Source organism: Methanohalophilus mahii DSM 5219 (assembly GCF_000025865.1).
GTDB lineage: Archaea > Halobacteriota > Methanosarcinia > Methanosarcinales > Methanosarcinaceae > Methanohalophilus > Methanohalophilus mahii.
In genome coordinates this window covers 1,345,269-1,369,462 of the sequence record NC_014002.1, presented here as the reverse complement: position 1 = coordinate 1,369,462, position 24,194 = coordinate 1,345,269, and the positions used below count along the sequence as shown (strand labels likewise).

Sequence of the window (24,194 nt, the reverse complement as noted above, 5' to 3'; positions counted from 1 at the left end):
ATGGTCACAGCAAATATTCTTGATATTTCAGGTAATTCCAAAGGTGAAATAACCTTACCCGATGTTTTCGAAGAGATTTACAGGCCGGATCTTATCAAAAGGACCGTGCTTTCTTCCCAGTCTAAAAGGTACCAGCCCTATGGTCCCAAGATGTATGCCGGAATGGAAACATCTGCAGTCTCCTGGGGGTCCGGGAGAGGTGTTGCTCAGATTCCAAGGCTTGTCAACGGAAGCCGGGTTGCAAGAGTACCCCAGGCAGTAGGCGGAAGGCGAACCCATCCACCAAAACCTGAGGCTGACAGGACAGAGAAGGTTAACAAAAAAGAAAAACGTCTTGCAGTTCGCTCTGCAATAGCAGCTACAATTAATGCAGAACTCGTGAAAGGACGCGGTCATGTATGTGACTCTTCCCTGCCGATTGTAGCAGAAGATGCTTTGCAGGATGTTGAGAAAACAGCAGAAGTTATTAAATTCCTCAAAACAGCAGGTGCTTATGATGATGTCCTGCGTGCCAAAGACAGCCGTTCCATCAGGGCCGGTAAGGGTAAGATGAGAGGAAGGAAATACAAACACAAGAAAAGTGTTCTGATCGTTGCCGGTTCAGAAAGTCCGATATTCCGCTCGGCACGTAATTTGTCAGGTGTGGATGTTACAACAGTAGATTCACTTTATACTGAATTACTTGCACCCGGTGCAAAGGCAGGACGACTGACGGTATGGACAGAATCCGCAATATCCAGTCTGGAGGACATGTTCATATGAGCGCTATTAAGTTCCCGTTCATCACCGAAAAAGCTATGACGCATATGGAAGATAACAAACTTCAGTTTGTTGTCGACACTCGCGCCAACAAGAGCCAGATCAAGGAAGATGTGATAAAGATCTACGGCTTTCCCGTAAAGTCCGTTTGCACAACGACAACAATGAAGGGAGAAAAGAAGGCTCTTGTCACATTTGATGAAGTAGATGCAGCACATGAGATTGCTACACGTATTGGTTTGATGTGAGGTGTTGATTTATGGCAAGACGAATTATATCACAGAACAGGGGTCGTGGAACACCTACATACAGGGCACCTTCACATCGCTATAAAGCTGCTCTTAAGCATCCTTCAGTAGAAGAAGGTAGCACAATTTTTGCCGATGTGGTGGAAATTGTCCATGATCCAGCAAGATCCGCTCCAATTGCAAGGGTTTCCTTTGAAAGTGGCGAAGAACGTTTAATTCTCGTTCCGGAAAGTATCGGTATAGGAGATCGCATTGAATGCGGTATCTCCGCAGAGATTAAACAGGGTAACATCCTCCCGCTGGCTGAGATTCCGGAAGGTGTACCACTCTGCAACATAGAATCCAAACCAAACGATGGTGGAGCTTTTGCTCGTTCATCCGGTGCCTATGCTACCCTTGTGGGTCATGAAAGGAATAGGACAGTTGTCCAGCTTCCTTCAGGTGAAATGAAATGGCTGAATCCAAAATGCAGGGCCTCTATTGGTGTTGTTGCTGGTGGCGGACGTGCCGAGAAGCCGTTTTTGAAGGCCGGTAAGAAATATCACAAGTTGAGATCAAGGGCAGCCAAGTATCCGAGAGTTTCCGGTGTTGCAATGAATGTTATTGACCATCCGTTCGGTGGAGGTAACAGGCAGCATCCCGGTAAACCAACTACCGTAGGCAGGAACGCCCCGCCTGGCAGGAAAGTAGGACAGATTGCAGCCCGGAGGACCGGAAAGCGTTAAATGAGGTGTATATATGGCTAAAAAATCTTCATCAAGATTACCAAAGAGGAAAGGAGAATATACCTATCGGGGCAAATCTGTGGATGAGCTCAAGGAATTGAGTATTGAGCAATTTGCCGAACTTCTTCCCGCAAGGGAAAGGAGGACCATTCGCCGTGGGCTTCCCGATGGGCATAAAAAAGTCCTGGATAAATTCAGGGCTGGAAAGGATAGTGTGCGAACTCACCACAGGTCAATGATAATATTCCCTGAAATGGTAGGTAAGCAAATTGCGGTTTACAACGGTAAAGAATTCGTAAATGTAGATGTACAGCCTGAGATGGTAGGTCACAGGTTTGGAGAATTCGCACAGACAAGAGGCAGGGTTTCCCACGGAAGCGCTGGTGTTGGTGCAACCCGTTCCAGTAAATTCGTACCACTTAAGTAAGGTGATTGTTAATGGCAAGAATTGATTATTCAACAGAACTTGAGCCAGCAACAAGTGCCAGAGCTATGGGTTCAGAGTTACATATCTCCCCCAAGAAGTCACGTGAACTCTGTCGTGAACTTAAAGGAATGCGTACTACATCTGCAAAGAATTATCTTGAAGAGGTAATCTCTTTCAAAAGGGCTGTACCATTCAGGAGGCACAATGACAGTCTTGGACACAAGAAAGGTCCAATGGCAGCAGGTCGTTATCCTGTAAAAGTGGCTGCAGAAGTTCTCAAACTTTTAGAGAACGCTGAGAGCAATGCGGAATACAAGGGTCTTGATCCTTCTCACATGTACATAAACCATGTTTCTACAAAGAAAGGCAGGGTTATCCATGGAATGCGCCCCCGGGCTCGTGGAAGGGCCACTCCCAAGAATACGGAAACCGTAAATATTGAAATTATTCTGAGCGAGGTGCGCTAAATGGCAGTAGAGAAGAAATTTGTTGAGGATGGTTTTGTAAAAGCCTCGCTTGATGAATATTTCGCAAACCAGCTGAGCCGGGCCGGTTATGGTGGCATGGAGATCAATCGAACCCCTATGGGGACACAGATTGTTGTTTATTCCGAAAAACCCGGTATGGTTATAGGCAAGGCCGGAAAGGTCATCCGCAAACTTACAAGGGATGTCGGACGCCTTTATAATCTTGATAACCCCCAGATTGACGCACAGGAAGTAAAGAGGCCAGAACTGAATGCCCAGATGATGGCAACACGGCTTGCTTCTTCCATTGAACGTGGCTGGTATTTCAGGAAAGCAGGTCACAATGCAATGCGTGCCATTATGAATTCCGGTGCTCTTGGTTGTGAAATAATCCTCTCCGGAAAGGTTACCGGTGCAAGGTCAAGAGTCGAGAAAATGGTAAATGGTTATATCAAACACGCAGGAAAACCTGTTGATGATATTGTGGACGAAGGGTTCGCAGTAGCCGTTAAAAAACTCGGTACAATTGGCTGTAAAGTGAGAATTATCCATCCGGGTGCCGTATTGCCAGATTCCTACCATCTAAAAGAGATTGTGGAAGAGGCAGTTGCAGAAGTTGCTCCTGAAGAATCTGAAAGTTCCGGCGTTGAAGAACTTGTTAAAGCAGAAGCAACCGGAGAAGTTGCAGAAGCTGAAGATGTCGAATCCACAGAAGAAGCAACAGAAGCAAAAGCTGCTGAAGAAGTACCTGAAGCAGAACCGGAAGTAAAAGCAGAATCAGAAGAAGTTGAATCCGCTACAGGCTCCGACGAAAATGTTCCGGAACCTGAAGATGAACAACTTCCAGGTGAGCAGCGTAGGCTTGTTGAAGGGGTATGGCAGCACAAGCATGAAGAACATGATTACTGGCATCCCATGGCACGTGTTCATAGGGGGGATAACTGATGGCAATCCTTCGTGTAAAGGAAATCAGGGATATGTCTCCCAATGAAAAAATAGATGAACTTGAAAAACTCATGAACGAGCTTATCAAGGAACGTGCCCTTTCCTCTGCGGGTGGCGCACCTGAAAATCCCGGTCGTATTAAGGAACTCAGAAGGACGATTGCGAGAATAAAAACCATCCAGAGGGAAATGAAGGAGATATAAATTGGATATATCACCACAAAACCTGATCTATCACGAATTGATAGGATTGATGGTTGATGTGGTTGATTCTACCAATCAATATCTTGCAGGCATTAATGGAAAAGTAGTAGATGAGACGCGGAACATGTTGGTAATCGAGGTCGAAGATATGTACGAAAAACAAGTACCAAAATCTGGTTCCAAATTTGTGTTTCATCTACCAGTTGGTTCTGGGTGTTCCCCGGCCACATCAGTAGAGGTCGGGGGCATCCTCTTGCTCTCACAACCCGAAAACAGGACCAAGAATATCAGGAAATTACGCATGAGGTAATAATCATGGCACGAAACATTGGATTGGATGTTCCTGAACCTTCCGAAGAATGTGACGACATAAATTGTCCTTTCCATGGCACACTTCCCGTAAGGGGGCAGGTGTTGTCTGGAAAGGTAGTCAGTGACAGTATGGATAGGACAGTTGTAATCCAGCGAAAATATGATAAATTCATCAATAAGTACCAGCGGTACGAGAAACGTCAGTCAAAGATACATGCTCACAACCCTCCTTGCATTGATGCAAAGGAAGGGGACATTGTAACAATAGCAGAATGTCGTCCCCTGAGCAAGACCAAAGCTTACGTAGTTGTTAAGACGGAGGCACATGTATGAAAGGAATGCGTTCCAGTGTCCCCAAATGCCTTAATGCCGGTGCACGTATCGACTGTGTTGACAATACCGGTGCAAGGACTGTGGAAATTATTTCTGTCAAGAAATACCGTGGTGTGAAAAACCGCCAGCCAAAAGCAGGTTTGGGTGATATGTGTGTCGTCTCAGTCAAGAAAGGAACTCCTGAAATGAGAAGGCAGATACTCCACGCAGTAGTTGTCAGGCAGAAAAAAGAATTCCGCAGACCTGATGGAACCCGGGTTAGCTTTGAGGATAACGCAGTGGTAATTACAGATCCCACCGGTTTCCCCAAAGGAACAGATATTAAGGGTCCCATTGCCAGGGAAGTCGCAGAACGTTTCCCCAAGATAGGGACTACAGCATCAATGATTGTGTGAGGTAATCAATATGGTGTCAAAACAGCCAAGAAAACAGAGAAAGGCACGTGGCACTGCCCCTCTCCACGTCAAACAAAAATACATGAAAGCTCCTCTTTCCAAGGACCTGCGTTCCAAGTACGGACGCAATGCAACTGTATCGGTAGGCGATACCGTACAGGTAATGCGTGGTGACCATGCAGGAACAAAAGGATTGGTAGAAGGTGCTTCTCTAAAAACTGGAATGGTCGTGATTGAGGGCGTCTACGTTACCAAGGCAGATGGGACAGAAGTACCCAGGCCGCTTTATCCGTCGAATTTAATGATTACATCACTGGATTTGAACGATAAACAGAGAGAATCAAGATTACTAAAGAGCAGGTGATAGTGTGGGCAAACATCAAAAGAGAATATCTGTCCCGAAAAGCTGGCAGATATCCAAGAAATCTAGAAAATGGATAACCTCTACCAGGCCAGGCCCTCACAGCAAAGAACAGAGCGTACCTCTTGCCGTAGTGCTGCGTGATATGCTTGGCATAGTGGATAACAGGGCAGAGGCAAAAAGAGTCCTTTCCGAAGGGAAAGTTCTGGTTGACGGTGTAGTACGCAAAGACGTTCGTTTACCCGTAGGGATAATGGATATTATTACTATACCTTCCGATAACACTTCTTACAGGGTTTTGCTTGACAGAATGGGAAGGCTTTCCCTCCAGAAAATTGGAGGTATCGAGGAAAAGAAACTTTGCAGAATTGACGGAAAGACCTGCATAAAAGGTGGCAAGTTACAGCTTAATCTGGATGACGGGTCCAATGTGCTTGGATCAAACGATTACAAAAGAAAGGATTCTATTGTGATATCTATTCCTGGTAAGGAGATCCTTAAACACATCGAATACAAAGAAGGTAATCTTGCCCTTATTGTAGGCGGTAGCCACACCGGAGAGGTCGGAAAGATAGCCGAGATCAACACAGTTCTCAGTTCCAAGAAGAATACGGTCTCCATTTCTGGAAAAACCGATTTCGAAACAATTGAGGATTATGTTTTTGTAATTGGCGAAGACGAGCCTGAAATTACAATGGGTGGTGAGCTGATTGACTAACCCAATGAGAGATCCCAGCATTGACAAGGTAGTTGTTCATATGGGTGTAGGAGAGAGTGGTCAGCATCTTGTGGATGCAGAAGGAATATTGTCAACTATTACCGGACAGGAAGTTGTCAGATGCTATTCCAGAAGAACCATGCCTTCCTTTGGTATCAAAAAGCATGAACCAATAGGATGTAAAGTAACCCTCAGGGGAAAGAATGCAGAAGATTTTCTTTCAACGTCGATTGACATTATTGAGAAGAAACTTTCTGCTTCCCAGTTTGATAATGATGGAAACGTGGCTTTCGGAATCGAAGAGCACACTGATTTCCCTGGAATGAGATATGATCCGAATATCGGTATCTTTGGGATGGACATAAATGTCATAGTAAACCGTCCGGGTTACAGGGTCAAGAAAAGGCGTGCTTCAAAACATAAAATCTCCAGTTCACATAAAATAACAAAGGATGATTCAATTTCATTCTTCAAGGAGAAATATGCGGTGGAGGTCGTATAATGGTACAAACCAAGAAAAGTTTTGGACGTGGTGCCAGCGAGTGCAGAAGATGCGGTCGTAAGCAGGGATTGATCCGTAAATACGGCATCTACCTTTGCAGGCATTGTTTCAGGGAAGTAGCCCATGAAATGGGTTTTGAAAAATATACATGAGGTGATTGATTATGGTATTATTAGATCCTCTTGCAGATGCACTGTCGGTAATTAAGAATGCAGAATCCGTAGGTAAACAGGAATGTACCGTCAAACCTGCATCAAAACTGATTGGCAACGTCCTGAAAGTAATGAAAGAGTCCGGATATATCGGTGAATTTGAATTTGAAGATGACGGCAAAGCTGGCCTTTATAAAGTTGAACTTGCCGGAAGGATAAACAAATGTGGTGCTATCAAACCCAGACATTCAGTAGGTGCTGATAACCTCGAAAAATGGGAAAAGCAATTCCTTCCTGCAAGAAACTTCGGTACATTAATTCTCACGACTCCTGCTGGTGTAATCTCCCAGTATCAGGCACGTGAGCAAAATGTCGGAGGTCAGCTCCTTTCGTTTGTTTACTGAATATAAGGGGAAGTTGATATGGTTAAAGAAACGAAAAAAGCAGTCCCAATCCCTGAAGGTGTGACAGTTTCCTATGATAATAAGGTCTTCACCGCCTCAGGAGAAAAAGGTACCAATACAAAGCGTCTCTGGTATCCCGGGATCACTATTACCGTTGATGAATCTGAAGTAACTGTGGATTGCCAGTCCGTAAGGAAAAGGCAAAAAGCAATGGTTGGAACCTTTGCTTCTCACATAAGCAATCTTATGGATGGTGTTGTCAATGGTTTTGAGTATAAGATGAAAGTAGTTTACTCTCACTTTCCAATGCAGCTTAAAGTAGAAGGAGATAAATTGCTTATCAATAATTTCCTTGGTGAGAAAAGGGCAAGGGTTTCCAGGATAATTGGTGAAACCAAAGTCAAAACCAGCTCTGATGAAGTGACAATTACTGGCATCAACAGGGAAGATGTAGGACAAACTGCTTCCAATATGGAACAGATTACACGCATCAAAGCTTTTGATCCCCGTGTATTCCAGGACGGATTATATCTTATTGAGAAGAGTTGAGATAGGTGGTCTTAATGGAAGAGAATACTGATTTAAAATGTGGGCTTTTCGAAGATGCCGAATGTAAAAGGCTTTTCAAGGCACGCAAACTCCAGAAAAGTAAAAAACCCACTTTCAAAAGAGCGGGTTCCCACAAATTCAAGCGTCTTGATTCCAACTGGAGACGTCCCAGAGGTTTGCAGGGCAAATTGCGTAGACATTATGTTGCCAAGGGTTCTATCGCACAGGTAGGTTATGGAAGTCCCAAAACAGTAAAGGGATTACATCCATCCGGATTTGTAGAAGTGCTTGTGCATAACCCGGCTGATGTGGAAGATATCGATGCCTCCATACAGGCAATCCGTATATCTGGCAAAGTCGGCGGCAGGAAAAGAGCTCTTATTGAGTCCAAAGCGGATGAAATGGGTATAAAGATATTCAATCGTAAAGGAGGTCAATGAGATGACAAATCTCACCAACCAGCGCAGGATTGCATCTAAAGTCTTAGGATGCGGAATGAACCGTGTCTGGCTTGACCCCGAAGCATCTGAGGATATCGCTGCTGCGATCACAAGGGAAGATATTCGTGAACTTGTTGAAAGTGGTAATATAAAGTCCGCACCTGTTAAAGGTGTAAGTCGCGGCAGGGCTCGTGCCAGAGATGCCAAGAGGAAATATGGCCACAGAAAGGGTCATGGGTCCAGGAAAGGTAAGAAAGGTGCAAGAAACCCTCGTAAAGAGCAATGGATGAAAAAGATCCGTGCACTTCGCCGCAGGCTCAAAGAACTTCGTGATGATGGTGCACTCGACAGACCCACCTATTGTAAGGTTTACAGGAAAGCCAAAGGTGGAGAATACAGAAGTGTTGCTCATCTTGAAGCTCACCTCGATATCGGAAAAGATGAATGAGTATTGATTAAAATGAATTTACATATTATATGTTGGAGGATAAATCATGGCAACAGGCCCCCGTTATAAAGTTCCTTTCAGAAGAAGAAGGGAAGGGCGTACTGATTATCACCAACGTCTGAGATTGCTCCTTTCAAAAGAAAATCGTCTTGTTGTTAGGAAAAGTATTAGGAATGTCAGGATACAGCTGGTAATTCCAAATAATGAAGGAGACGAAACTCTTGTCTCCGCAATTTCAGGCGAATTGGGCAAATACGGTTATGAGGGATCTACCAGCAACACCACTGCGGCTTATCTTACAGGCTTGCTTTTTGGAAATAAAGCGCTTGCTGAAGGCTATGAAACAGGTGTGCTGGATATTGGATTACAATCTCCCTCTGCTGGTTGTAAAGTCTATGCAGCTCTTAAAGGTGCAGTGGATTCCGGAATGGATATCCCGCACAATCCTGCTGTATTCCCATCAGATGAGCGCATAAGTGGAGAACATGTGGCAGAATATCTTGAAGGATCAAATCTGCCAGAGGTTTTCGAGGCGACAAAAGAAAAGATCCTTTCGGATTTCAATTAAGGTGGTTATATGGCATATCAATATGAAGAAGATTGGGTTCCCCTCACAAGACTTGGCAGTCTGGTAGCTGAAGGACAGATAACTTCTATGGACGAAGCTATTGAGTCAGGTTTGCCAATCAGGGAATCTAATATTGTGGATATACTGTTACCCGGTCTTGAAGATGAAGTACTTGATATTAATATGGTTCAGAGGATGACTGACTCTGGAAGACGTGTCAAGTTCAGGGCAACAGTTATTGTAGGAAATGGTGACGGGTATGTGGGTCTTGGTCAGGCCAAAGACGGACAGGTTGGACCTGCTATCCGTAAGGCAATTCGCAATGCCAAGATGAACATTACTCGTGTAAAACGTGGCTGCGGTTCCTGGGAATGTGGTTGTGGGCTTCCACATACTGTTCCTTCCGAGGTGCGTGGCAAAGCAGGCAGTGTCAATGTAGAACTGAAACCAGCTCCCAGGGGTCTTGGTCTTGCTGCAGGGGATACTGCAAGGAAAGTGCTTGAAAAGGCCGGTATCAAGGATGTCTGGACAAGGACCGAAGGTCAGACCAGAACTACCCTCAACTTTGCCAAAGCAACATACAATGCTCTCAAGCATACCGGTACAATTAGGGAACCTCTCAAAATGGAATGTAAGGAGGCCTGAAAATGTATGCGGTTATAAGAATGCGTGGAAATGTTAATGTCAGGAAACCCATTGCTGATACCTTAACTATGCTTCGCCTGAATCGTATCAATCACTGCGTGATACTCGATGAGACACCCAATAACAATGGTATGATCCAGAAAGTGAAGGACTACGTGGCTTATGGTAAGATCGATGCACAAACCCTTACCCAGATTCTTGCCAACCGTGGTAAAATCGAAGGTGGAATCTCTCTTACCGATGAATACATTGCTGAAAATACAGATTTTGATTCGATTGCTTCTTTTGCAGAAGCCGTTTCCGAAGGCAAAGCCAGTTTTTCCGCAATTCCAGGTCTGAAACCTGTATTCAGGTTACATCCTCCAAGAAAAGGTCATTCAGGTATCAAAAGGCCTATTCAGAATGGTGGGGTACTTGGTAACCATGATGAAAACATCAATGTTCTTCTTAACAAGATGAGGTGAGATTATGGGTAAAACTCAAACAAAGAAGTATAGGGGTTCCAGGACCTGTGGTGGCGGCACTACCAAAAACAGACGTGGTGCTGGAAACCGCGGTGGACGTGGCAGATGTGGTGAAGTCAATCATCATTTTGTCCGTGCACTTCAGGGTGGTTACACCCACGGTAAATATGGATTCAAACGTCCTTTAAAATCAATTCATGAAGTTTCCATTGTAAATGTAGGTGAACTTGATGAACTTGCAGACCAACTTGTAGTGGATGGTTTTGCAAATGTTGAGGATGGCATATATAAAATCAATCTTGCAGACCTGGAAATTGAAAAAGTTCTGGGCTCAGGAAAGGTTAACAAAAAAATGGAAATTACAGCATCCAGTTTTTCCGGATCTGCCCGATCAAAGATCGAGGAAGCCGGCGGATCATGTGTTGCTATAAAAGAGTAATGTCTAAATGACATTACTCTTATTAACCTATCCGATATATTTACATTTATATATTACAATATTGGAACCTGGCAAAAGGTGTAATTGATGAGCTTTAAGGAAAGTTTAGAACCGTTTTTTAACAGATTACCTGCTGTGTCAAGTCCGGAAGGGCATGTTCACTTCAAGAATAAACTGCTGTGGACTCTGGGGATCCTCATGCTGTACTTTGCTCTTGCAAATGTACCTCTGTTTGGGCTTTCCTCAGAATCCATTGACCTATTCGACCAATACAGAGCTTTCTTTGCTGGAGCTTCCGGTACTCTGATGCTTCTTGGTATTGGCCCTATTGTTACTGCATCCATTGTTCTTCAGCTTCTCACCGGTGCAGATATTATCAAACTCGATATGTCAGACCCCCGGGATCAAGCTTTTTTCCAGGGTGCTCAAAAGTTTCTCGTATTCATTATGATTGTACTTACTGCACTACCTCAGATTGTTGGAGGTTACATTCAACCTGATGCAAGTATTGCCGCATCTCTGGGAGTGGGTCTGGGAGTACTTACATTCCTGATATTCCTCCAGATATGTTTGGGTGGAGTATTGATCTTATTTATGGACGAAATTGTTTCCAAGTGGGGTATTGGATCCGGTGTAGGACTTTTCATTGTTGCGGGTGTTTCACAGCAGATTGTGACCGGTTTAATTAACTGGGTACCCGATCAATCCGGATTGCCTGCCGGTATTATTCCCAAATGGCTTTATATCATTCAGAATGTAGGAGCAGATTATCTTTTCTCCGGTGATGGTTTCATGTTTATCCTGATACAGGGAGGAATATTGGCGCTTATCACTACAGTTGCAATTTTCTTTTTGGTTGTATATGCAGAAAGTACCCGTATTGAAATTCCTCTTGCACATAGTTCCGTGAAAGGGGCAAGAGGTCGGTTCCCTGTGAAACTGATCTATGCTTCAGTTCTGCCGATGATTCTTGTCAGAGCACTACAGGCAAATATACAGTTAATCGGTCTTATGCTTGCAGGCCGGGGAATTACAATTTTTGGAGAATATTCCGGTTCAACCCCTATCAACGGGGTGATGTATTATCTGGCACCTATTAACAGCCCTTATGACTGGATTCCTTCTTTAGTACAGGAAACATATACAGGTTATGGTGTGGCTGCCCCAGAACTATGGCAGATTGGACTCCATGTATTTGTAGATGCTTTCATGTTGATTGCCGGTGGTATCATATTTGCGCTGTTCTGGATAGAGACTACAGGAATGGGTGCCAAACCAACGGCCCAGAAAGTGTTTAATTCCGGTATGCAGATACCAGGTTTTAGAAGGAACATTGGTAGTATAGAAAAAGTAATGGAGCGCTACATACCAAGAGTTACCATCATAGGTGGTGCACTTATCGGTGCTCTTACATTGGTTGCAAGTTTGCTTGGTACCATTGGTGGTGCCGGGGGTACCGGTCTTCTGTTGGCAGTAAGTATTGTCTACAGGTTGTATGAGGATATAGCTTCTGAACAGATGATGGAAATGCATCCAATGATGCGCTCTTTCTTCGGAAAGGAGTAATAATATAGGAAGGAAAAATATGAATGTGGTGTTATTTGGGCCACCGGGTGCCGGAAAAGGTACCCAGGCCAAAGAACTTTCCAGTTATTATGATATCCCTCATATCTCTACAGGGGATATCCTCAGGGCCAATGTAAAGCAAGGAACCGAACTGGGCAAAAAGGCGGAACATTACATGAACCGTGGAGAACTTGTGCCTGATGAAGTTCTGATAGGTATTATTAAAAATCGTCTGGCAGAACCTGATTGTAAGAAAGGTTATTTGCTGGATGGTTATCCCCGGACCATACCACAGGCTGAGGCCCTGGATGGTATTCTTGAGGAAATCGGAATGCCACTGGACGTTGTGCTGAATATTGATGTTCCGGACGAAGAACTCGTAGGACGTCTTTCCGGTCGTTACATGTGTGAATGTGGCGAAAGTTATCACGTCAGGTTTAATCCTCCACAAAATGAAGGTGTATGTGATTCCTGTGGAGGACAATTGTACCAGCGTGAAGATGACAGGGAAGAAGTCATTCGCCAGCGTTTGGAATCCTATAAAAATAAGACACAGCCCTTGATAGATTATTATGCTAACAAGAATTTAGTGGTGCATATCAATGGCGAAAAGGATATAAATAGCGTCTTTGATGATATACGCGTTGTCCTTGATAAATATTTGAATTGAATTAAATGAAAAATGCCGGTGATGGTTGCCTTGGAAAATGCAAAATTAAAACAGCTGCTTGAAAGATTTGTCATAGCTGTAGGTATATCTCTTATGCTTGCAATCGTTCTGATTGGCGAGGAAGGCAGGGAAATAATCGGATCGATTGTGGGAATTATAATGGACCCAATTATCATGCTGGTTGGTGAAAGTAATTTCCATGTTGTACTTTTTATCATGGCTGCCATTACTGCTCTTTATGCCTCTCTTATTCAGAAATATACTATTGACTGGGAACTTATGCGCAGTACTCAGGAGCGTATGAAATCTTTCCAGAAGGAGTATCGTGAAGCGCAGTTGGCCCAGAACAATTACATGATCAATAAGCTGGATGAGCAGCGTAAGGAAATGATGTCTGACCAGATGGAAATGTCCAAGCAGCAGTTCAAGCCAATGGCCTATATTAGTATCATATCCCTTCCCCTTTTCATGTGGGCATATTACTACATAAGCGAACATGGTAGTGCTGTACTTACCTTCCCATTCATAGGTGAGATCCTTTTAACGACTCCTATAATCGGGCCTATCCAGTACTGGATATTCTGGTATTTTATCACTTCTCTGGCTATCAGTCAGGTTGTACGAAAGGCTCTGGATATCGGTGGCGTGTGAATGCTTCTTACGATAAGCGGTCTTCCGGGCAGTGGAACCACCACCGTATCCCGGATACTCGCCTCACATTATGACATTGAAATGATTTCAGCAGGTGACGTATTCCGCAATCTTGCAAAAGAACATTCCATGAGTCTGGGTGAATTCGGAAAATTTGCCGAATCCGACCCTGCAATAGACAGGATGATTGATCAGAGGCAGCAGGATATTGCTTTAAGCCGGGATAACATAATTCTGGAGGGCAGGCTGGCCGGCCATATGGCAGGTGATGAAGCACTGTGTATATGGCTCAAAGCATCCCGCAAGGTCCGTGTTGAACGTATCGTTGGGCGTGAGGGCTCTTCCTTTGAAGCAAAACTCAACGAAACAATAGAAAGAGAATCTTCCGAATCTTTGAGATATCGGGAAATTTATGATATAGATATAAATGACCTTTCAATCTATGATCTGGTGATCGAGTCAAACCGCTGGAACCAATACCAGATATGTGATATATTGAAGACTGCAATTGATAATCTGGGTGGGTTTTTTAACGAATAATATTAATGTTGATAGCGATTTAACCCGACAAAGGGAATATATTCTCAAAGGAGATGCTCATACAGATCCGTCTTATGGTTGTCCTCCTCACAAGCGTCCTCTCTCTTTTTACATGAGGATGGGAGTGGTAAACCTTGACAAGCCCGCCGGCCCTACAAGTCATGAGGTCACTGCTTGGGTCAGGGATATGCTTGAACTCCCCAGGGCAGGCCATTCAGGTTCACTGGATCCACGGGTGACGGGTGTTTTACCGATCATGCTGGGTAAGGCAACAAAAGCTGTCTCTGCACTTCGTCTTTCAGCCAAAGAATATATCTGTCTCATGCGCCTCCACGAAAATGTTCCTGAAGAACGTGTGCGGAAGGTATGCGATGAATTTACCGGCCCTATATACCAGACTCCTCCTGTAGTCTCGGCAGTCAAGCGTGCTGTCAGGATACGCAATATCTATTCCCTGGATGTTCTGGAAGTCGAAGACAATCTTGTACTTTTCAGGGTTAGATGTGAGGCAGGAACCTATATACGCAAACTCTGTCATGATATCGGGCTTGTGGTTGGTTGTGGGGCCCATATGCAACAGCTCAGAAGGGTTGGCACAGGACCATTTGATGAATCATCACTTGTTACCCTGCATGACCTGAAAGACGCTTTTGTATTCTGGCAGGAAAATGGTGATGAAGAGCATTTGCGCCGCATTATCAGACCAATGGAGGAAGCCCTTGTAAATCTGCCGCACATCACAATCCGTGATTCCGCCGTAAGTGCGATCTGTCATGGAGCAGCACTTACAGTACCGGGTATTGTCGGCTTCGATTCTGATATCCAAAAAAAGGGTGATGTTGCCGTTTTTAGCTTGAAAGGTGAAATTGTTGCTCTTGCAAAAGCATCAATGGACTCCTCTGAAATCCTGAATTTATCCAGTGGAATTGCTGCTATCACCGAAAGAGTAATAATGAATGACGATGTTTATCCGAGTCGCTGGAATACAAAACGTATGCAGCGTACATGAAATCATATTTGCTGAGGTAGTCTAGCGGTACGGCGCAAGCCTGGAAAGCTTGTGGGGCTTGACCCCTCGGGAGTTCGAATCTCCCCCTCAGCGTCTCTCCTTTTCTGTCCTTTAATATGAGTTACAGAATTAACAGGGATTATCTGCAGAAAGTTACTTTTGGTTTCGATGTCTATTTTTTGCTTCTTTAATTACATTGATTGCATTTTCCAGAGTTTTCCATCCAATTATCTCCACATCTTTATTTTCTAAGTTTTTATACGTTTCAAAAAAATGGGTAATCTCCTTTAAAAGATGAGGTGGGACTTGATCTATTGTTTCTATGTGTATCCACAGGGGGTCTGTTTCCGGAACACATAGTATCTTTTCATCTCTGCCTTTATCGTCCATCATATCAAACAATGCAACAGGGTGCACATCTATCAAACAACCCGGGAATGTAGGTTCCCATGTTAGTACCAATGCATCTAAGGGGTCCCCATCAAGAGCAAGAGTGTCGGGAAAGAAACCGTAATCACAGGGATAGACCATTGAAGAGAAGAGCATCCTGTCAAACTTTATCATTTCCTTTTCTTTGTCATACTCATATTTATTTCGACTTCCCTTTGGAATTTCTATAAGTACACTTTCAATTTGTCTTCTAACCATTTTCACACCGTGTTTGATTATATTTGTCTCTATTATATTTCATAATGATGCATATTTCAGTTACTTGTAAAAATATTGATGAAAATATCAATGTTACACCCAGTATCCAGGTGGGTATTTATGGGAGACGTTTATTCAATCACAAAAACTTTAACTCCATAATTCCATTCTTTTTTTATGAATGGGGAGGTTAAGTGGTACCATGCTAGTTCAGAGGAGACCTTTTCTCTCCTTGAAAGCAATAAGGAAGGCTTAAGCGAAGATGAAGCATCTTTTCGATTATCTACCTATGGGTACAATGAAGTTGAGGCAAAAAAGAAACATGGTCCACTGTATCTTTTTGCCAAGCAATTTGCAAGCCCATTAATCTATGTGTTAATCGCTGCTGCAATAGTCACGTTCTTCTTAAAGGAATATGCAGATACTGCTGTGATTGGCGGAGTGGTCCTGGCCAATGCAATAATTGGTTTTGTGCAGGAAAAAAAGGCTGAAAACGCTCTGGAATCCCTTGCCCGGATGATGCGTCCCGAAGCTACTGTACTGCGCAATGGACAGCGCAAAGTCATTCCCAGTCGAGAACTGGTAGCAGGGGATGTGGTGCTCTTTGAAGCCGGTGCACGGGTACCTGCCGATGTAAGACTTTTCCAGACCAAGAACCTGCGTATTGATGAATCAGCTCTGACCGGTGAATCCACGCCGGTTGAAAAGAAAACCACAGCCATTTCCGGTGAGGACGTACCACTTGCAGACCAGAAAAACATGGCATTCGCTGCCACTCTTGTAACGCAGGGTGTTGGATATGGGGTGGTGGTGGCAACCGGCCCCCGTACCGAGATAGGTAGGATCTCAGAACTCATCAAGGAATCGGAAAGTATTTCCACCCCCCTGATACGCACCATAAACCATCTGGGGAAACTACTCTTTGTTGTCATCCTCTTTGCTTCGCTAATAACATTTATTATCGGACGCCTGCAGGGCTTTGAGAATCTGGATATTTTTCTGGCTTCAGTGAGTCTTGCAGTTGCGGCCATTCCTGAAGGTTTGCCAGCTCTTATCACCATATCACTGGCCATAGGGGTAAAATCCATGGCCTCAAAGAATGCCATCATACGGAACCTGCCTTCTGTGGAAACACTGGGGTCAGCTACTGTCATATGTTCCGATAAGACAGGCACCCTGACAATGAATCAAATGACCGTAACAACCATATACACCTCTGAAGGCTGGTTTGAGGTTACAGGTGAAGGCTATTCGCCCAAAGGGGGCTTTGCCAGCGAAGGTGTGCAAATTTCTCCTTATGATTATGGTTCCTTGATGGAAACCCTCAAGGCAGGTTCCCTGTGTAACGATGCGTATCTCCGTGAAGAAGGAGGTGTGGCTGGTGATCCCACAGAAGGGGCACTGCTGGTATCCGCTTTGAAAGCATCATCTTTCCATTTACCTCGTATTGATTCACTGCCCTTTGAATCTGAAAAGCGATTTATGGCCACTCTGCATGAAATGGATGAAAAATCCAATGTAATTTTTGTAAAGGGCTCACCTGAAACAATAATCAGGATGTGCTCCTCAAAGTACGGAGATGATGAGGTTTTTGATCCGACCGAAATACTCGAAGCTGCTTCAAACATGGCGTCCAAAGGTTTGCGGGTTATTGCCATGGCATACCGGGAAATGGGAACTGGCAGGAAAGAAGTGAAGGAAGAGGATATTGACGATCTTGTTTTCCTGGGACTGCAGGGGATGCGTGACCCTCCCCGGGAAGAGGTAAGGGATGCTATAAAAAAATGCAATACAGCCGGTATCCGTGTAATCATGATCACGGGGGATCATGGACTCACAGCTCACAGTATCGCAAATCAACTCGGTATATCCACAGACGGTGTACTTACAGGTTCAGAGCTTGATAGCATGTCGGATGAGCACCTGCATGAAAAATTAAAAAATGTTTCTGTCTTTGCCCGGACTTCCCCGGAAGATAAATCCCGTATTGTCAGGTTGCTGCAGGAGCAGGGAGAGATTGTGGCCGTCACAGGTGACGGAATAAATGATGCACCAGCCCTCAAAAGAGCAGATATAGGGATTGCAATGGGCAAATCCGGTACAGAGGTTGCCAAGGAGGCTTCGGACATGGTGCTTGCAGATGATAACTTTGCTTCCATTGTAAATGCTGTGGAGGAAGGCAGGGATGTTTACGACAAAATCCAGAAGGTAATTTTATGGATGCTGCCCACCAATGCCGCTGAGGGGCTTGCTGTAATGGCTGCAGTGCTGCTGGGAATTACCAATCCTCCTCTCTTGCCTCTACATATACTGTGGATTAATACTGTAACAGCAATTGGTCTGGGTGTACCAATTGTCTTTGAACCCAAGGAATCCCTGTTATTGAGAAGACATCCACGTCCACCCGAAGAGCCGCTTTTACTGCCGGTTATCAAGCAAAGAATCCTTTTAGTTGCCCTGCTGATGGTAACAGCAACATTCCTGTTATTCTTCTTTGAAATCAACGACCAGAAAACCACAGTAGCTACAGCACAGACCATTGCCTTGAATACCATTGTATTCTTTGAGATCTTCTATCTTTTCAGTTCAAAATCCATTTATGAAAATATATTTGGCCGGCTATTTTCCAACATGTCAATGTTGGCGGGGGTGATTGTGGTAATCCTGCTACAATTGTTGATAACCTATAACCCATTGATTAATGACATCCTTGACACAGCACCTTTAAGGTTAATTGACTGGGTAATTATAGTATTAACCGCCAGTTCTGTGTTCTTTGTGATCGAAACCGAAAAGATGCTGCGTAAGCGTCAAAGCAGCAAGATTACCCGTTAAGGAAAGCATCAAGTCTTTCCATTCCCGTTTCTATATTTTCTATACTGTTGGCATATGAGAATCTCACATGGCCTTCCCCACCTGATCCAAAGTCGATTCCCGGCGTAATGGCCACTCCGGTTTCTTCCAGAATCTGCCTGCTGAATTCAAGTGCATTCCCGGTAAACTCACCTGCATCAGCCAGGATGTAGAAAGCACCATCCGGCGTATAATTAATGCCAAAACCCATACTTTTGAGTTTTTCCAGCATGTAAATACGACGTTTATCATAGGTCTCAACCATTGATTTCACATGGTCCTGTGGACCTGTGAGCGCTGCAACTGCGGCGTGCTGGACAAAATTGTTGGCACATATAAAAAAATTCTGCTGCATCTTCTGGATCAATCGGGTCATGTTAGGGGGTACGATCATGTACCCCAGTCTCCAGCCGGTCATACAGTATTTTTTGGAAAAACCATTGAGTACGATTGCATTATCCGTGTATTCCAGTATGCTATGGTCCTCTGCATTCCTGTAAACAAGTCCCTGGTAAATCTCATCGGAAATTATCGGGATAGCTCCTGCCAGGTCAGCAATTGCCTGCATCTCTTCTGGAGGCATAAGGTAACCTGCGGGGTTGGAGGGACTATTCATGAGAATGGCAGCTGTATCAGCATCAATATTTGCCGAAAGATTATCCGAATTCAGGCAATAGCCCTCTTCCTCTTTTGCAGGAACAAGGACCGCTTTGCCTCCAATGGCTTTGACGAAATTGGGATAACATGCATAATGAGGATTTGACATCGTTACCTTCATCCCTTCATCAACAAGCGCCATGAAACTCAACATAAGGGCCGGGCTTGTACCTGAAGTAACAACTACCTGCGAAGGGTCGATATCAAGATTAAAACGTGTGTTATAATCCGCAGCTATTGACTTCCTGAGTTCCGGAATACCCTGACTGTGTGTGTAGGTTGTATTGCAGGCATCCAGGGCATTGTGGGCAGCTTCGCATATATGAGGAGCGGTGGGGAAATCCGGTTCCCCGATTTCCAGGTGAATAATACTTTTCCCCTGCGCTTCGAGCTGCTGGGCCCTCTCCAGTACTTCCATAACGTAAAAGGGTGGTATGCCTGCGACTTTCTGGGATATCATAGTAAAGGTATGCGCTGTATTTGTTATTTAAACCTGACTTTTCAATCTATTATCCAATTCTCAAAATACGTTACCATTGAATTCCCTGGCATCCTCGCGTGCTGCATAACATATTTGTTCCCTTAGGTCAGGTATTGCGGAGAGGACTCTTGTCCATTCTGGCAACAGCATGTCATGGGTCTTATCAAGATATTCTTCCCCGGATTTCGTGATTACTTTTGAGAACATATCCACATAGGTTTCCTCTTCGTGGCGGTTAAAGTTAAGGCCATTGAAAAGGGCATCTGTATAATATTTCCTTATAAGGTCCTGGCCCCTTCTCTTATATTTTACCTGTATACTATGCAAAAGTGAAGGGGATATAGGAGTGGTTGATGATTCGGTGATTATGCGTAAAAATGTTGAGAATATATCGCCGGTCATCTTGCAGAGACCTTCAGTGCGGTCCTTGCCAAGTTTTTTATGTTTATGATCGTAAAACCCAAGGTCTGTCTGGCATACCCTCTTGAAAGTGGCATTGCGGTAGACTTCTGCAAGCAATCCGACTTCAAGTCCCCAATCGGCCGGAATTCTTATATTGAGGGCAAGATCGCTTGTCATTGCAAATTCTCCGGAGAGGGTGTAGCGGAAAGACCTGAAATAATCCAGGATCTCTGAATCACATCGCAGTTCCCTGTGGAGGGTATCCATCAGGGGCTGGACAAAAAGACGATAAACACGTCCATGCATAGTTTTTTTGTCCAGATTTACCCTTGCATAATAACCTTTGTTGAAAAAGAAATTCAGATCACGATTGACTATAGGGTATAGAAGTTTTAACGGAATGGCAGATGTGTAATTGACAATATCCGCATCATGCAGGGCGATTGCATAGGAATTCAGACTGGCAACGCCCAGGGCCAACCAGGCATCCATGCCCTTGCCCCGGAAACCTGTAAGGTCAAGATCAATCTCTTTCATTTCATCAATGATATTTTGGACCCTTTTGCCATTACACCATATAAGCATATGGTCAGTTTTTAAATGGCTGAAAAATTGTGCAGCTTTTCTGTATTGTTCTTTATTATCAGCTGCCATTGGAATAATTATTTGTTTAACACAGTCGCACCTGTTTAATACCTCCACGATTTGCTGGAGGGGATGGTTTTCGACTTCTTCGTATAATATCGGTATAATCAGGCAAGCAGGTCGTTTTTGTTCAAGTTGCTTGATTTTTTTTTCAAGTTTATTGACATCAATGCAAAAATCATGTATTGTAGTAATATCCTCCTGATGAAAATCCATTTAATACCCCCGTTTATGAATATTTTTTTGTTATCCTGATTCTTCTCCCCCATAAAGTTGAATCAGTGATTGGAAGTCTATTCATAATTCTATTTTTGCTCTATATAATGGAGCCAAAAAATTTATACTTTTCTATCTGTTTGTAATTCAAATAAGAAAGCTGCACAATATAAATCTGCCAGTTACATCACGTCAGTATTTCAGAAAAGTATGATTAAAGACTCATTGGATATATGATTCAACAACGGTTATGCTTGTATATTCTACAAAATTGAACTTCTTTGCTGTCCCTTTTGGATGATTATATGTAATAGATAATAAGTATTTTATACTTCTAATTACCTTATATTTGTACTTATACTTTATATCTGGCGTGGTCAGGAGCATACTATAAATGGAAGGAATGGCGGCAGAAAAATGGTTTCAGCTTGGTTTTCACGCCGAATATCCTGAAGACAAGATTCGCTGCTACTCACGCGTTCTCGAAGTGGAAAAAGATTCTCTTATATGGGATAACGAAGCGATTGCCCTTGTATGGACGAATAAAGGTATTGCCCACAGTGATCTGACAGAATACCAGGAAGCGATTCGTTGTTTTGATCATGCTCTTGAACTTGATGGGAATAATCCTGACATCTGGTATAATAGAGGTATAGTTTATTCCTAGTTGAAATAGCCAGAAAAAGCGATTGAATGTTTTGAAAGGTCCACGCAAATCGATCCCAATTATGATAATGCATGGCTGAATAAAGGCATGATGTTCTGTACTATGGAAAAATATGAAGAAGCCCTTATGTGTTATGAACAGATAAATATCAGGGAAACGGATTCTGCTGAAAAGAAAACCATTCTGTGGAACTGTCGGGGTGTATCAAATTTCTTAAAAGGGGCATATGATGAAGCAACACGGTGTTTTTCTCATGTATTAAATCTTGATCCGGAATGTGAAGAAGCAAAAAATTATCTGAAAAAAGCTATATCACTGCTTAATCAGCAAAACAAACAAACATCCAATTACTAAGTACCCATTATTTGTGTTTAATTTTATATATGTGAAATCCCAATATATCTACGCTTATGCTACCAATTTATGAAGAGGGATGGAAATACTTGGTAATTTAAAAAACTCCATACGTCATTCTGTATTGCCATTTGCATCCAGAATCCCCTTTTCTCCCGACACCATCACATATCTTGGGCTTATTGTAAGTTTTCTGGCAGCTTTTGAATTTGCAAAAGGCGATCTTTTATTGGGTGCCCTTTTTTTAATTCTGGGGGGTGTACTTGACGTTTTAGACGGGGCTGTTGCACGTGCCAGTGGTACAACATCGGCTTTTGGAGGGGTACTTGATTCGGTATGTGATCGTTATGCAGATGCTATTGTTTTTACAGGCTTGATTTATGGTTTTGTAAACAATACAATTCAAGGGACTGGATTTTTTATAGAAGGGTGGCTCTGGTGTGTCTTCGCAATGATCGGCTCATATCTTGTCAGTTACACACGTGCACGTGCCGAAGCAGCAGGTGTATCCAAACTTGACATAGGGGTGGCAGAAAGATCAGAAAGAATTATAATTCTTATCATCGGCGCACTTTCAGGTTTCCTCCTGCAGGCACTTGTACTTATTGCAATCCTGACTCATATTACTTTTATACAGCGGGTTATGGGGGCAAAACAGCGCCTATAGAAGAGATTATATAACAAATCATTTATGTCTAGGGTTGGATTATTTTACAATCACAGCTGAGGATTAATATGCTATATGAGGCAGAAGTCACTATCAATCTAAAGGCCGGTATGCTGGATCCTGAAGGAACCACTATCAAACGTGCTCTGGGACACCTAGGTTATAATACAGAGAGCGTTAAAAGCACCAAAAGGTATGTCATTGAAATTAATGCAGAATCAGAAGAAAATGCCCGTGACCTTGTTGACCAAATGTGCCAGAAACTAATTGCAAATCCTATAATTCACGATTACTCGATTGACCTGAGGGAAATAGAATGACTGTTGCCATCATACAGTTCGGTGGAAGTAATTGTGATAATGATGTCCTGCATATCTTGCAGGATGTACTTGGAATCAAAGCCGAACTTGTCTGGTATAAAGAGGGAAAACTTGATGGCTATGAAGCTGCTATAATCCCGGGTGGTTTCTCATATGGTGACTATCTGAGATCAGGTGCTATTGCTTCAAGAACACCTATTATGGAAGCTGTGAAAAAACTGGCCAACGATGGCAAGCCTGTGATGGGGATATGCAACGGTTTCCAGATACTTACTGAATCAGGTTTGCTGGATGGAGCCCTCACAACAAACAGCTATCCCAAGTTCAAATGTGAATGGTCGTACCTGAGGGTGGAAAATACGAATACACCCTTTACTTCAATGTATGAAAAGGGCCAGGTAATCCGCATCCCTATTGCCCATAAGGATGGCAGATACTACCATGATGACGCATCCCTGCAACAGCTGGAGGATAATAATCAGGTCGTATTCAGGTATGTAGATGAAAAAGGCAACCCCTCCAAAGATGTCAACCCAAATGGTTCACTTAATAACATTGCAGGAATCACAAATAGAGAGGGTAATGTTTTGGGTATGATGCCACATCCCGAAAGAGCATCGGAGACAATTATAGGTTCGGATGATGGTCTTTTGATGTTTAAGTCGATGGTTGAATCCGGCCGGAAATAATCATCTGCTTCCTTTTAGTTTTGCAGCGGTTTTCCAGGAATGCCTGACAAAATCGGGTAAATTACCATTTTTATCCATCCACTCCTGAAGGAATTTTTTAGTTTTCGGGTCAGATGGATAACCGCTTCCAAAATCTTCATTGATAGCTGTTTTGATATTTCCGATAAGCTCATCTCTTCTGACTTTTGCAATAATGGATGCCGCAGATACTATCGGGTATATGTCATCGGCACCATGCTCTGAAATGATCTCGGGTTTTTTTTCTCGTTCATGTTTCTTTTCAAAAGCTGCAAGAAGTTTCTTGCCGAACCTTTCTGCATTTACATCCGCAGCATCTACATATGCAAGATCGGGTTTCAGGTTTTCGAGGACACTTGAAAACCCTCTTATCATGATATCATTCATGCTCATTATGTTGCGTAATTCATCTATCTGGCAGGCTTCTATTTCCTGAATAAAGATCCCGTCGGCATATTTACGTATCTGGCGGGCAAGGTTTTCCCTTCTTTTAGGAGACAGTTTTTTTGAGTCAGCCACACCCAGGTTCTTCAGGGCATTTATCTTTGATTCATCCATAATAACACCGGCGACACACATTGGTCCAATTACCGGTCCTTTGCCAGCTTCATCGATTCCTGCAATTTTCATAGTTGTC

Annotated in this window: 37 protein-coding genes and 1 tRNA gene; 34 read left to right on the top strand and 4 right to left on the bottom strand. The window is 43.5% G+C overall.

Annotated features, from left to right (window positions below):
- From rpl4p to MMAH_RS06660, 28 genes are all read left to right on the top strand, one after another.
- On the top strand, positions 1-762 hold the full coding sequence (gene rpl4p / locus MMAH_RS06795; protein ID WP_013037806.1) for a 50S ribosomal protein L4: 762 nt from the start codon (positions 1-3) through the stop codon (positions 760-762).
- On the top strand, positions 759-1,007 hold the full coding sequence (locus MMAH_RS06790) for a 50S ribosomal protein L23 (protein WP_013037805.1): 249 nt from the start codon (positions 759-761) through the stop codon (positions 1,005-1,007). The genes rpl4p and MMAH_RS06790 overlap by 4 nt, the downstream gene beginning before the upstream one ends.
- An 11-nt stretch (positions 1,008-1,018) precedes the next feature.
- Positions 1,019-1,732 (top strand): 50S ribosomal protein L2, encoded by a 714-nt coding sequence (locus MMAH_RS06785; protein WP_013037804.1) that lies wholly within the window; start codon positions 1,019-1,021, stop codon positions 1,730-1,732.
- Between the two features lie 13 nt (positions 1,733-1,745).
- Entirely contained in the window at positions 1,746-2,159 is a 414-nt protein-coding gene (locus MMAH_RS06780) for a 30S ribosomal protein S19 (protein WP_013037803.1), read from the top strand.
- An 11-nt stretch (positions 2,160-2,170) separates the two neighbouring features.
- Positions 2,171-2,626: a 50S ribosomal protein L22 gene (locus MMAH_RS06775; RefSeq protein WP_013037802.1), complete on the top strand. Its 456-nt coding sequence runs from the start codon at positions 2,171-2,173 to the stop codon at positions 2,624-2,626.
- Entirely contained in the window at positions 2,627-3,571 is a 945-nt protein-coding gene (locus MMAH_RS06770) for a 30S ribosomal protein S3 (RefSeq protein ID WP_013037801.1), read from the top strand.
- Complete coding sequence (gene rpmC / locus MMAH_RS06765; RefSeq protein WP_013037800.1) at positions 3,571-3,774, top strand: 50S ribosomal protein L29; 204 nt, start codon at positions 3,571-3,573, stop codon at positions 3,772-3,774. The genes MMAH_RS06770 and rpmC overlap by 1 nt, the downstream gene beginning before the upstream one ends.
- A 1-nt stretch (position 3,775) precedes the next feature.
- Positions 3,776-4,084 carry a ribonuclease P protein component 1 gene (rnp1, locus tag MMAH_RS06760; RefSeq protein WP_013037799.1) on the top strand — a complete coding sequence of 103 codons (309 nt, stop codon included), beginning with the start codon at positions 3,776-3,778 and terminating at the stop codon, positions 4,082-4,084.
- Between the two features lie 5 nt (positions 4,085-4,089).
- The gene (locus MMAH_RS06755; RefSeq protein ID WP_013037798.1) at positions 4,090-4,419 is read left to right on the top strand and encodes a 30S ribosomal protein S17; all 330 of its coding nucleotides are present in this window, start codon (positions 4,090-4,092) and stop codon (positions 4,417-4,419) included.
- Entirely contained in the window at positions 4,416-4,814 is a 399-nt protein-coding gene (locus MMAH_RS06750) for a 50S ribosomal protein L14 (RefSeq protein WP_013037797.1), read from the top strand. Before MMAH_RS06755 ends, MMAH_RS06750 begins: the two co-directional genes overlap by 4 nt.
- A gap of 10 nt (positions 4,815-4,824) precedes the next feature.
- Positions 4,825-5,178 (top strand): 50S ribosomal protein L24, encoded by a 354-nt coding sequence (gene rplX, locus MMAH_RS06745; protein WP_013037796.1) that lies wholly within the window; start codon positions 4,825-4,827, stop codon positions 5,176-5,178.
- A 4-nt stretch (positions 5,179-5,182) separates the two neighbouring features.
- Positions 5,183-5,893: a 30S ribosomal protein S4e gene (locus tag MMAH_RS06740; RefSeq protein WP_013037795.1), complete on the top strand. Its 711-nt coding sequence runs from the start codon at positions 5,183-5,185 to the stop codon at positions 5,891-5,893.
- 4 nt (positions 5,894-5,897) lie between these two features.
- Complete coding sequence (locus tag MMAH_RS06735; protein WP_013037794.1) at positions 5,898-6,395, top strand: 50S ribosomal protein L5; 498 nt, start codon at positions 5,898-5,900, stop codon at positions 6,393-6,395.
- A complete protein-coding gene (locus MMAH_RS06730; RefSeq protein WP_013037793.1) occupies positions 6,395-6,547 on the top strand; it encodes a 30S ribosomal protein S14 in 153 nt (50 codons plus the stop codon). The genes MMAH_RS06735 and MMAH_RS06730 overlap by 1 nt, the downstream gene beginning before the upstream one ends.
- A gap of 11 nt (positions 6,548-6,558) precedes the next feature.
- Complete coding sequence (locus tag MMAH_RS06725) at positions 6,559-6,951, top strand: 30S ribosomal protein S8 (protein WP_013037792.1); 393 nt, start codon at positions 6,559-6,561, stop codon at positions 6,949-6,951.
- An 18-nt stretch (positions 6,952-6,969) separates the two neighbouring features.
- Positions 6,970-7,500: a 50S ribosomal protein L6 gene (locus MMAH_RS06720; RefSeq protein WP_013037791.1), complete on the top strand. Its 531-nt coding sequence runs from the start codon at positions 6,970-6,972 to the stop codon at positions 7,498-7,500.
- Positions 7,501-7,514: 14 nt separating this feature from the next.
- Positions 7,515-7,940: a 50S ribosomal protein L32e gene (locus MMAH_RS06715; protein WP_013037790.1), complete on the top strand. Its 426-nt coding sequence runs from the start codon at positions 7,515-7,517 to the stop codon at positions 7,938-7,940.
- Between the two features lies 1 nt (position 7,941).
- On the top strand, positions 7,942-8,388 hold the full coding sequence (locus MMAH_RS06710) for a 50S ribosomal protein L19e (protein WP_013037789.1): 447 nt from the start codon (positions 7,942-7,944) through the stop codon (positions 8,386-8,388).
- A gap of 46 nt (positions 8,389-8,434) precedes the next feature.
- Complete coding sequence (locus MMAH_RS06705) at positions 8,435-8,956, top strand: 50S ribosomal protein L18 (RefSeq protein ID WP_013037788.1); 522 nt, start codon at positions 8,435-8,437, stop codon at positions 8,954-8,956.
- Positions 8,957-8,965: 9 nt separating this feature from the next.
- Positions 8,966-9,601 (top strand): 30S ribosomal protein S5, encoded by a 636-nt coding sequence (locus MMAH_RS06700; protein ID WP_013037787.1) that lies wholly within the window; start codon positions 8,966-8,968, stop codon positions 9,599-9,601.
- Between the two features lie 2 nt (positions 9,602-9,603).
- Positions 9,604-10,065 carry a 50S ribosomal protein L30 gene (locus tag MMAH_RS06695; protein ID WP_013037786.1) on the top strand — a complete coding sequence of 154 codons (462 nt, stop codon included), beginning with the start codon at positions 9,604-9,606 and terminating at the stop codon, positions 10,063-10,065.
- Positions 10,066-10,069: 4 nt separating this feature from the next.
- Positions 10,070-10,504 (top strand): uL15m family ribosomal protein, encoded by a 435-nt coding sequence (locus MMAH_RS06690; RefSeq protein WP_013037785.1) that lies wholly within the window; start codon positions 10,070-10,072, stop codon positions 10,502-10,504.
- A gap of 87 nt (positions 10,505-10,591) precedes the next feature.
- Entirely contained in the window at positions 10,592-12,070 is a 1,479-nt protein-coding gene (gene secY / locus MMAH_RS06685) for a preprotein translocase subunit SecY (protein ID WP_013037784.1), read from the top strand.
- A 19-nt stretch (positions 12,071-12,089) separates the two neighbouring features.
- Complete coding sequence (locus tag MMAH_RS06680) at positions 12,090-12,740, top strand: adenylate kinase (RefSeq protein WP_013037783.1); 651 nt, start codon at positions 12,090-12,092, stop codon at positions 12,738-12,740.
- A gap of 12 nt (positions 12,741-12,752) precedes the next feature.
- Positions 12,753-13,391, top strand: a complete 639-nt coding sequence (locus MMAH_RS06675; RefSeq protein ID WP_013037782.1) for a DUF106 domain-containing protein — start codon at positions 12,753-12,755, stop codon at positions 13,389-13,391.
- Positions 13,392-13,931 carry a (d)CMP kinase gene (gene cmk, locus MMAH_RS06670; RefSeq protein ID WP_013037781.1) on the top strand — a complete coding sequence of 180 codons (540 nt, stop codon included), beginning with the start codon at positions 13,392-13,394 and terminating at the stop codon, positions 13,929-13,931. It abuts the gene before it with no gap.
- Positions 13,906-14,940, top strand: a complete 1,035-nt coding sequence (locus tag MMAH_RS06665; RefSeq protein WP_394295765.1) for an RNA-guided pseudouridylation complex pseudouridine synthase subunit Cbf5 — start codon at positions 13,906-13,908, stop codon at positions 14,938-14,940. Before cmk ends, MMAH_RS06665 begins: the two co-directional genes overlap by 26 nt.
- Before the next feature lie 10 nt (positions 14,941-14,950).
- Positions 14,951-15,033, top strand: a tRNA-Ser gene (locus MMAH_RS06660).
- A 60-nt stretch (positions 15,034-15,093) separates the two neighbouring features.
- Here MMAH_RS06660 and MMAH_RS06655 read toward each other — a convergent pair.
- Positions 15,094-15,588 (bottom strand): inorganic diphosphatase, encoded by a 495-nt coding sequence (locus MMAH_RS06655; protein WP_013037779.1) that lies wholly within the window; start codon positions 15,586-15,588, stop codon positions 15,094-15,096.
- A gap of 177 nt (positions 15,589-15,765) precedes the next feature.
- Here MMAH_RS06655 and MMAH_RS06650 point away from each other — a divergent pair, with 177 nt between their 5' ends.
- Positions 15,766-18,423 (top strand): cation-translocating P-type ATPase, encoded by a 2,658-nt coding sequence (locus tag MMAH_RS06650; RefSeq protein ID WP_013037778.1) that lies wholly within the window; start codon positions 15,766-15,768, stop codon positions 18,421-18,423.
- On the opposite strand, the gene MMAH_RS06645 is transcribed toward MMAH_RS06650, so the two are convergent.
- Together MMAH_RS06645 and gpgS are read right to left on the bottom strand one after the other, a co-directional pair.
- Entirely contained in the window at positions 18,413-19,558 is a 1,146-nt protein-coding gene (locus MMAH_RS06645; RefSeq protein WP_013037777.1) for a pyridoxal phosphate-dependent aminotransferase, read from the bottom strand. The genes MMAH_RS06650 and MMAH_RS06645 overlap by 11 nt on opposite strands.
- Positions 19,559-19,618: 60 nt before the next feature.
- A complete protein-coding gene (gene gpgS, locus MMAH_RS06640) occupies positions 19,619-20,842 on the bottom strand; it encodes a glucosyl-3-phosphoglycerate synthase (protein ID WP_013037776.1) in 1,224 nt (407 codons plus the stop codon).
- Between the two features lie 394 nt (positions 20,843-21,236).
- Here gpgS and MMAH_RS06635 point away from each other — a divergent pair, with 394 nt between their 5' ends.
- The 5 genes from MMAH_RS06635 (at position 21,237) to purQ (ending at position 23,539) form a co-directional block, all read left to right on the top strand.
- The gene (locus tag MMAH_RS06635; protein ID WP_013037775.1) at positions 21,237-21,509 is read left to right on the top strand and encodes a tetratricopeptide repeat protein; all 273 of its coding nucleotides are present in this window, start codon (positions 21,237-21,239) and stop codon (positions 21,507-21,509) included.
- Positions 21,510-21,596: 87 nt separating this feature from the next.
- Positions 21,597-21,863, top strand: a complete 267-nt coding sequence (locus tag MMAH_RS06630) for a tetratricopeptide repeat protein (protein WP_157198709.1) — start codon at positions 21,597-21,599, stop codon at positions 21,861-21,863.
- Positions 21,864-21,942: 79 nt separating this feature from the next.
- Positions 21,943-22,530 carry a CDP-alcohol phosphatidyltransferase family protein gene (locus MMAH_RS06625; protein WP_013037773.1) on the top strand — a complete coding sequence of 196 codons (588 nt, stop codon included), beginning with the start codon at positions 21,943-21,945 and terminating at the stop codon, positions 22,528-22,530.
- 68 nt (positions 22,531-22,598) lie between these two features.
- Positions 22,599-22,850 carry a phosphoribosylformylglycinamidine synthase subunit PurS gene (gene purS / locus MMAH_RS06620; protein ID WP_013037772.1) on the top strand — a complete coding sequence of 84 codons (252 nt, stop codon included), beginning with the start codon at positions 22,599-22,601 and terminating at the stop codon, positions 22,848-22,850.
- Entirely contained in the window at positions 22,847-23,539 is a 693-nt protein-coding gene (purQ, locus tag MMAH_RS06615) for a phosphoribosylformylglycinamidine synthase I (protein ID WP_013037771.1), read from the top strand. The genes purS and purQ overlap by 4 nt, the downstream gene beginning before the upstream one ends.
- Here the strand turns inward: purQ and rnhB are convergent, their stop codons facing one another.
- The gene (rnhB, locus tag MMAH_RS06610) at positions 23,540-24,187 is read right to left on the bottom strand and encodes a ribonuclease HII (RefSeq protein WP_013037770.1); all 648 of its coding nucleotides are present in this window, start codon (positions 24,185-24,187) and stop codon (positions 23,540-23,542) included.
- Positions 24,188-24,194 lie beyond the last annotated feature (7 nt).